At 63.5% G+C, this 7,992-nt stretch carries 10 protein-coding genes and 1 rRNA gene; 6 read left to right on the forward strand and 5 right to left on the reverse strand.

The features are described 5' to 3' along the window. Positions 1-189: 189 nt before the first annotated feature. From ACFQEU_RS08235 to ACFQEU_RS08250, 4 genes are all read left to right on the forward strand, one after another. Entirely contained in the window at positions 190-1,146 is a 957-nt protein-coding gene (locus ACFQEU_RS08235) for a mechanosensitive ion channel family protein (RefSeq protein WP_379781069.1), read from the forward strand. A gap of 316 nt (positions 1,147-1,462) precedes the next feature. Next, the gene (locus ACFQEU_RS08240; RefSeq protein WP_379781071.1) at positions 1,463-2,473 is read left to right on the forward strand and encodes a transcription initiation factor IIB; all 1,011 of its coding nucleotides are present in this window, start codon (positions 1,463-1,465) and stop codon (positions 2,471-2,473) included. 86 nt (positions 2,474-2,559) lie between these two features. Continuing rightward, positions 2,560-2,739, forward strand: coding sequence for a DUF7836 family putative zinc-binding protein (locus ACFQEU_RS08245; RefSeq protein ID WP_379781073.1), 180 nt, complete (start codon positions 2,560-2,562; stop codon positions 2,737-2,739). A 115-nt stretch (positions 2,740-2,854) separates the two neighbouring features. Further along, complete coding sequence (locus ACFQEU_RS08250; RefSeq protein ID WP_379781076.1) at positions 2,855-3,088, forward strand: UPF0058 family protein; 234 nt, start codon at positions 2,855-2,857, stop codon at positions 3,086-3,088. A 188-nt stretch (positions 3,089-3,276) separates the two neighbouring features. Here ACFQEU_RS08250 and ACFQEU_RS08255 read toward each other — a convergent pair whose 3' ends face one another. Both ACFQEU_RS08255 and ACFQEU_RS08260 read right to left on the reverse strand, forming a co-directional pair. Continuing rightward, positions 3,277-3,654 (reverse strand): DUF555 domain-containing protein, encoded by a 378-nt coding sequence (locus tag ACFQEU_RS08255; RefSeq protein WP_379781078.1) that lies wholly within the window; start codon positions 3,652-3,654, stop codon positions 3,277-3,279. A gap of 118 nt (positions 3,655-3,772) precedes the next feature. Next, positions 3,773-4,699, reverse strand: a complete 927-nt coding sequence (locus ACFQEU_RS08260; protein WP_379781080.1) for a DNA-3-methyladenine glycosylase family protein — start codon at positions 4,697-4,699, stop codon at positions 3,773-3,775. Positions 4,700-4,792: 93 nt separating this feature from the next. On the opposite strand from ACFQEU_RS08260, the gene ACFQEU_RS08265 reads away from it, so the two are divergent. After that, positions 4,793-5,293, forward strand: coding sequence for an SRPBCC family protein (locus ACFQEU_RS08265; protein WP_379781082.1), 501 nt, complete (start codon positions 4,793-4,795; stop codon positions 5,291-5,293). A gap of 170 nt (positions 5,294-5,463) precedes the next feature. Here the strand turns inward: ACFQEU_RS08265 and ACFQEU_RS08270 are convergent, their stop codons facing one another. Further along, positions 5,464-6,330 (reverse strand): DMT family transporter, encoded by an 867-nt coding sequence (locus ACFQEU_RS08270; protein WP_379781088.1) that lies wholly within the window; start codon positions 6,328-6,330, stop codon positions 5,464-5,466. A 141-nt stretch (positions 6,331-6,471) separates the two neighbouring features. Here ACFQEU_RS08270 and ACFQEU_RS08275 point away from each other — a divergent pair, with 141 nt between their 5' ends. Continuing rightward, positions 6,472-6,762, forward strand: coding sequence for a hypothetical protein (locus ACFQEU_RS08275; protein ID WP_379781084.1), 291 nt, complete (start codon positions 6,472-6,474; stop codon positions 6,760-6,762). 44 nt (positions 6,763-6,806) lie between these two features. On the opposite strand, the gene ACFQEU_RS08280 is transcribed toward ACFQEU_RS08275, so the two are convergent. Further along, complete coding sequence (locus ACFQEU_RS08280; RefSeq protein ID WP_379781086.1) at positions 6,807-7,685, reverse strand: hypothetical protein; 879 nt, start codon at positions 7,683-7,685, stop codon at positions 6,807-6,809. A 219-nt stretch (positions 7,686-7,904) separates the two neighbouring features. After that, positions 7,905-7,992, reverse strand: a 5S ribosomal RNA gene (rrf, locus tag ACFQEU_RS08285); the annotation flags it as partial.

Consider the following 7,992-nt stretch of genomic DNA (forward strand, 5'->3'; position numbering starts at 1 on the left):
CCTTCACGCGACGGGGTCTCACACAACCCGCGCGAGTGGACCGACTGGGCGGACTGTGCGGCCGCGACCGAAGTGCTCGCCGGGGCGCTCGCGGAGATGGCGGGAGCTGCGGGCGCGACGGGGACCGAAGCCGGCACCACATAAGATGAGTGTCACAACCGTTTTGTCGGTGCCCGGCGAGGACCGGTCGTGAGACGTTCTGTCGCGATCGTCTCCGTCGCGATCGGCCTCGTCGCGGCGGTTGGCGGCGCGTTTGTGACGACCGCGAGCCCGCTCGCGACGTGGCCGATGATCCTCGAGTACCCGGCCGACTTCGTGGTGAGTCGGTCCCTGTTCGTCGCCGCGGTCGTGGGCCTGTCGTTCGGTACGTACCAGCTGCTCGTGGAGGTCCTGATGCGGTCGACGAACAAGCGGCGCGCCCACAACACGCGGAACCTCATGCGGCTCGTGTTCGGTTTCGTTAGCACGATCGCCGTCCTCGCCGTCCTGACGGAGAACTGGCTTGGGCTGCTCCTCTCGCTGGGCGTTATCGGGTTCGCTATCACGTTCGCGCTCCAGCAGCCGCTCTTATCGCTCATCGCGTGGGTGTACATCACGGTGAAACAGCCGTACGGGGTCGGGGACCGGGTCAAGATCGACGACGCCAAAGGCGACGTGATCGAGGTCGACTTCCTCGTGACGACGCTGTGGGAGATAAACGGCGAGCTCGTCACCACCAACCAGCCGTCCGGACGGGTCGTGACAGTGCCCAACAGCGTGGTGCTTTCCTCGAACGTCGTCAACTTCGGGGGCGGCGGCTCGGCGTACGTCTGGAACGAGCTCGGGGTACAGGTCGCCTACGAAACCGATCTCGACTTCGCGCGTGCGGTCATGCGCGAGGAGGCCGCCGCGCTCGTCGGCGACGAGATGGCGGAAGGGATCCGCCGATACCGGGAGGCGCTCTCGGAGACGCCCGTCGAACTGGAGGTGTACGACCACCCGACCGTGAACGTGAGTCAGGGCGAGTCGTGGATGGAGCTGCGTGTCAGGTATCTCACGCACCCGCGACGGGGACAGCGAGTGAAAAACCAACTGTACGAACGGGTCCTCGACCGATTCAACGAGAACCCCGACCGTGTCGCGTTCCCGGTGAGTCGGAGCCGGTAGCACCGGCTCGGGTGGAACGGCACGGGATAGGAGGACGCTCGGCGGAGACGGACGCGCTCGATTGGGGTCGCTTGTGTGCGTGTTGATCGATGCCAGTGTGTTTATATAGTTCAAATCGATACGCCGGTATTTTGGAACCAGTGTAAGCCGACACCGCTGAGCCGTATACGATTCAGACACCGGTAAACACCGTCCTCAGGTGTTCATACACCCGCGGGTAACACAAGATTTATATACTCTTACCACTAACTGTTAGTTAACGAATCGGGCATACCCGGCCCAGCATTTTCGTCGGGAGTTCGATCGGAGAACACCCATGACAGAGACACGCATCCGGAGCTACGACGGCGGCGAAGAGATCGAGCGAACGGCGGCCTCGCGTGAAACCGAGACGGAATCCGCAGCGACCGAACGAACCGACGACGAGCGGACGACGACATGCCCCGAGTGTGGCGGCCGGCTCGCGACGGACACGGAGCACGGCGAGACGGTCTGTACGGACTGCGGACTCGTCGTTGAGGAGGATTCGGTCGACCGCGGGCCGGAGTGGCGCGCGTTCGACTCCGCCGAGCGGGACAGCAAGTCGCGGGTGGGCGCGCCAACGACGAACATGATGCACGACAAGGGGCTCTCGACCAACATCGGCTGGCAGGACCGTGACGGGTACGGCAAGTCGCTGTCGAGCCGCCAGCGCCGACAGATGCAGCGGCTCCGCACCTGGAACGAGCGGTTCCGCACGCGGAACTCGAAGGAGCGCAACCTCAAGCAGGCGCTCGGCGAGATCGACCGCATGGCGAGCGCACTCGGCCTCCCGGAGACCGTACGCGAGACTGCGAGCGTCATTTACCGCCGCGCACTGAGCGAGAACCTCCTACCCGGCCGTTCGATCGAGGGTGTCGCGACCGCCGCGCTGTACGCCGCCGCGCGACAGGCCGGGAACCCGCGTAGCCTCGACGAGTTCACTGCGGTCTCGCGCGTCGACAAGATGGAGCTCACGCGGACGTACCGGTACGTCATTCGCGAACTCGGGCTCGAAGTGCAGCCTGCGGACCCAGAGAGCTACGTGCCACGGTTCGTCTCGCGGCTGGAGCTGTCCGACGAGGTCGAGCGGGTCGCCCGCGAGCTCCTCGTCGGCGCGAAGGAAGCCGGGATCACGAGCGGAAAGTCGCCGGTCGGCCTGGCGGCGTCCGCCGTCTACGCCGCTGCACTTCTGTCGAACCAGAAGGTGACACAGAGTCAGGTGTCAGCAGTCGCCGACATCTCGGAGGTCACGATCCGCAACCGATACAAGGAACTCCTCGAAGCCAACGACCACCTCACCGCCTGATCGCGGTGACGGCCGAGGACACGCGCCCCACGATCCGAGCGAAGTTGTCACATACGTTTTTGTCCCGGTAGTCTGTACACCCGCGCATGGTCGAAGCGTTCGTCAGGTTGGTCTGTCCCGAGTGCGATAAAGAATGGCAGGACACTCCGGCGGAGCTGCCGCAACTACGCACGAATTTCAGTTGTCCTCACTGTCACGCCACCCGGCGGCTTACGGAGTTCATGCGGACCGAACGTGACCTCGAAGCGGTGAAAGCGTTCCAGTGATCGCGGATCGGGCTCGGCGGTGACCCACCATGTCGGGGGACACAGCGGATCACAGTCCATGGTAACGCGACTCAAGATAATAATATAAACCTCCGGTAGCAAAGAACCGTTACTCATGAAGAAACAGGAGCTCATCCATCTTCACGGCCTTCTCGCGGAGGTACGAAAACAGTGCGAGTTCTGGGACGACGACCTCGATCTCGATGCGTATGAAGAACTGGGCGTAAAACCGACATCGATCCACAAGTCGAAGACCGACCACAAGGCCGCCGTTTTCAAGCTGACTGAGGGGATCACCGAGCCGATGGACGAAGCCGAGTCCGAACCGCTGGCCCCCACTGCGGACTAACACTTCCGATCGACGCCGTCACGACCGCGAAGACGAGAGTGGCAACGACGGTACGGCGATGACTCGGGCGAGACGCCGTGAGCAGGGCGATACCGTGAGCGGTTCAGCAACGACTCGAGCGGAGCGATAGCCTTGGTACATTCGGGGGACGGCAGGCCGCGGAGAGGCTATTAACTGTCGTGGTTTTCCTACCCACTGTTCGTCCGCGAGGTTTTTCCATCCGTCTCGTCGGCGTCGATCTCCTCGACGTTGAGCACTTTCAACGGAATGTTCCGGAGCCGCTGGCCGATCTCTTTCCGAACGATCCGACTGGCGTGTTCCTCCCGGTCGACGTTGAACACGTCCATCTGCAGTTCCAGGGCGACGAGCGCCTCGTCGGCGGCGATGAACGCCGGCGGCAGCTCCTTCCCGTCCGGGGACACCCGGCTCCCCATCTCGATCTCCACGTAATTGAGGTCCGGGTTCAGCATCTCGCCGGTCTTCGAGATGGCGATCCGTACCGCCTCGTCGGCGGTCTCCACGTCGTACACCGGAACGGCGGCCTCGACGACGACTCGGCAGTCCATCACGCTACCGCCTACCACGCGAACCACTATGAACTTTTGGCTGACAGGTCTCGTGCCCGAAACGACGCAAGGACGACTGACACAAGGATGACCGACCGAGAGACGACCGATTCGGCGACTACTCGCCACCCGCGCGGAGGTAATAAAACACGTACGTCTGTGCGTATCCGGCGAACTCGCCGCCGAACTGCTCGCGGATCGCGTTCGATGTCGCCGCGTACGACCCCCGATCGCAGTGGGGGTAGTATTCCTCGATGGTCGTGTTGATCCACGTGTCCAGCGGGACTGCCTCCAGAAACCCGAGCGAGAAGAGCGCGACACAGTCCGCGACCTTGTCGCCGACGCCGACGAACCGGGTGAGGAACTCGCGCGCCTCCTCGTACGGTAGGTCGGCCGCCTCCCGGGGGTGAGCCTCGCCGGTCGCTACCATCTCCGCCGTTCGTCGCACATAGGGAGCGCGATATCCCAACGAGAGGTCACGCAGGTCCGACTCGGATCGCGCCGCAAGCGACTCCGGCGTCGGGAACGCGTGATACGTCTCGCCGTCGAGCGTGACCGCGTCCCCGTACGTCTCCCTGAGCCGTCGTTGCATCCCGTGGATCCGGGCGACCCGCATCTGAGCGGAGCAGATAAACGATACGAGACACGGGAAGGCCGGGTCCCGAGTCAGTCGCATTCCCTCATATGTCTCGTACGCCCGCTCCAACAGCGGGAGTTCGGGGGTGGCACGCAAGATCGCGTCGAGGTCGTCGTCGAGACGGAGCAAGTGGGTGAGCAGGGGTACCGCGTCGATCGACGACTCCCATTCGAGGGTTCCCTCGTGGACCCCACCCCGCTGTCTGACCCTGAGCGGGACGCGGTCCTCGGTAACACCCGGGATCGGGTCGACCACCGTCTCGTACCAAGCGTCCCCGCCGTGCGCGTGAAGCTCCTCGTAGGTCCCGCCATCGGCACGGTTCCAGAGATAGCTCTGCCCGCTCTCAACGGTCGCCTGAAGATCGAACGGCCCCGCCAGTTCGCCGACGTCGATCGCGCCTCGTTCCATCCACCGAACAGCAGTACCGAGACGGTATCGGGGTTTCGGTAGCAGCACTCGGAGCGTGGGGGGTTTTTGCCCGCTCGGGTCGTATCACTCGGTATGCCGACGTACCGGCGGACGACCCGGATCCCGGCGCCGATCGAGGACGTGTGGGCGTTTCACTCCACCATCGATGGACTGATCGAACTCACGCCGACGTGGATGAACATGCGGATCGCGAGTGTCGAGGGGCCCGACGGAGAGCCCGATCCGGCGGTGTTGTCCGCAGGGTCACGGATCCGGATGTCCGTCGCCCCCTTCGGTATCGTCCCCCGGCAGCGATGGATCTCCCGGATCGTCGAGCGCGAACCCGACGGGACAGACCCTGTCGAGGGAAGTGCCTACTTCGTCGACGACATGATCGACGGCCCGTTCAGGAAGTGGGAGCACACACACGCCTTCTACGCCGACGGCGACGAGACGCACCTCGTCGATACGGTAGAGTACCGGCTCCCCCTCGGCCCGCTCGGCGACGCTGTGGGTCCGCTTGCGAAGGTCGGGTTCGAAGGAATGTTTCGGGACCGCCACACACGTACCGACCGGCGGTTCGGCGGGGAGTAGCCGGACTGCTACGGCACCTACGGAGCGATGCGGCGACACGACGCGGTTCTTTGCGAGCAGCTGGTGTGCTCGGTCCGAGCGAATACTGGTTCGGGCCCAAGAAGATCCCGCCCGTGGCGTGTACGTTGACCGTCGTGAGACGGAACTATCGGTAGTGAGAACGAGCCTGCCTACGTGGTCCCTGACGTCGTTAGATAGATCCCGATGAGAACGATCCCCCCACCGACGACGGTGAACGTAGTGGGTGCCTCCGAGAGGAGGACGAGCGCGAGTATCGTTGCCCCGACCGGTTCACCCAAAAGCGACACCGAAACCACGCTCGATTCCAGGTGAGCAAGCGCCCAATTGATAACGGTGTGACCGAACAGCCCGGGACCGATCGCCAAGCCGGCGAACACGAGCCACTCCCTCGTCGGATACCCGGTGAGGGGATGTCCCTCGATGATGACGATTGCAAGAAGCGAAACCGTACAGACCCCGTAGACGACCACGACATACGGTATCAGTGCGAGGCGCTGTCGCAGGGACCGCCCGGCGAGAACGTAGCCGGCCGCCATCACCGCACCGAACAGGGCGAGCGAGTTCCCGTACAGCGGGTTCGGTCCGACGAGGACACCGCCGAGGAGGTCCCCGAGGGACATCACCGCCATTCCTCCGACAGCGACCGTTATCCCGACAGCGATCCGGCGGGTGACCCGTTCACTGAGCAGCAGCCACGCGCCCAGCGCAACGAAGACCGGCTGCGCCTGAACGAGCGTGACGCTCGCGGCGACACTCGTCCACTCCAAGCTTTCGAACCACGCTGCGAAATGTAATGCCAATGCGATACCGGACAAGGTCGCGAACACGAGGTCCCGCCGACCGATACGGCGGAACTCCTCTCGGTACCGCCACACTGCGACCGGTATCAACGGCAGCGTCGTGAACAGCACACGATAGAACGCCGCCACCGAGCTCGGAGCGTGGCTCCACCTGACGAGGATCGCCCCCACGCTGACTGCGGCAACCGCCATGACGAGCCCGATTTCGGCCGGCATGTACGGGTCTTCGGTACTCGTCGCCACGAAACCCACTTCGACCCACCGGTGCTTACTGCTTTCGACGCCATAGAAGCGCAACGGCTGGGTCGAGCCAGGGAGTTCGGTGCGGCTTTGAGGTGCGCGCGCGAAGGCGACGCTATGTGTGCGGATACCTTCGGCGTCGGCGTCCACGTCACTGACGCGGAGCTCCGGCTGATCGTCCACGTTCCATCGAACATCGACCCCGGATGGACGGATCCAGAGGCGTTTCAGTCACTCGTTGCGGACGCCATGTGGGAGCGTCTCGACAGGGAAGAGGTCCTATCGGGGATCGCAACGGAGCATGAGGCGGGCGACACCGTGACACTCGGAACGGTCACCTTGGAAACCGACGGAACGATTGTCGAGTACAATCTTGAAGAGGCGTTCGACGACGAGGCACGTCAGTGACCCACCGGATCGGTCATCATCAGTCGGCCCGCTTGAGAACGTTCCTACCCGCCGTCCCGATCCTCGTCGACGATGGCCGTGAAGGCGCTACCGATGGCAGCCAGCCGCGCCCGGTCGTACACGGTGAGGTCGTATCGTGTCGGGCCGACAGTCTCGCCCCACACATCGAGTACGTCGAGCGAGACGAGTCCCGATAGCGTCGCACCGAGCGTACGAGGCGTCGTGTCCGGTTCGGAAAGGGCCGCATGGACTTGCTTCGACTGCGGGTAGTTTCGCGAACACGCCTCGATACCACGCTGTGCCTCCGCCCAGTATCGACGAGTGTACCCGAACGTGGTCGGGTCAGTTTGATGAAGCCGCTCCACCGCTGCTATCGCCTCCGGGTCGGTACCCAGCACCCGATCCGCGACATCTCCCAAGGGAACGAGCGACGACACAGTCTCTGGTGTTAACGAGCAGCCAATAGACAGTGACCCACCGAGTCCCGTCGTCACGTCGGCGACCCTCGCTGCGACCTCTCCTGCAGCCATCGCGCCGATCCGCGCTGCGAACGGTTCGAGGTCGTCGATCAGAACCGTCGGCGCCTCGCCTGGAAACTCCGAGAGAGCCTCCGAAACTGAGGTGAAAACGCGATCTCCGTCGGGGTTCGGTCCAAGAACGGAGTACGCAAGGCCGCGATTCGGGACAACGCCTGTCGAAGTGCCGGCAACGGCGCTACGGGAGTGATCGCTCGCCACAATGATAGTCTCCCGTCTCGGTTCTCCCGCTGCCGCGCTCTGCCAACCACGACGCCACTCTTCGAGATCCGTTCCGAACAACACCGAGACAACGTGCTCCGGCGAGGATCGGTCACGAACGGTCGGGCCACCCTCCGTAGCCACCCGTACCGTCACGTCCACGTTGTCCGTCGAGGGAACGGTCATCTTCGTTATTCACTTCATCGAGAAAAGTGATAAACTTACGGGTAAAGTATCAATATTGAGACCAGGAGACGATAGTGGTCGGTCTGTGGTATGCAGATGTAGTTGGTGATACAGAGACTGAGAAGTGAGTCGCTGCCGAGAGCCGTTGCTCACACGTCGAACGTCTGTCGAATCCGTCGTAACCGACGGATCCGGTGGGAGAATTCTCCCATATGAATGGGTGGGCGGCGAACCGCGGTTCCCAGAGGCTCGCGCACTCCAGTACTTCCCGGTACGCTGGTGGGCTTAACTTCCGTGTTCGGAACGG

The organism is Halorubrum tibetense (genome assembly GCF_042661865.1).
GTDB lineage: Archaea > Halobacteriota > Halobacteria > Halobacteriales > Haloferacaceae > Halorubrum > Halorubrum tibetense.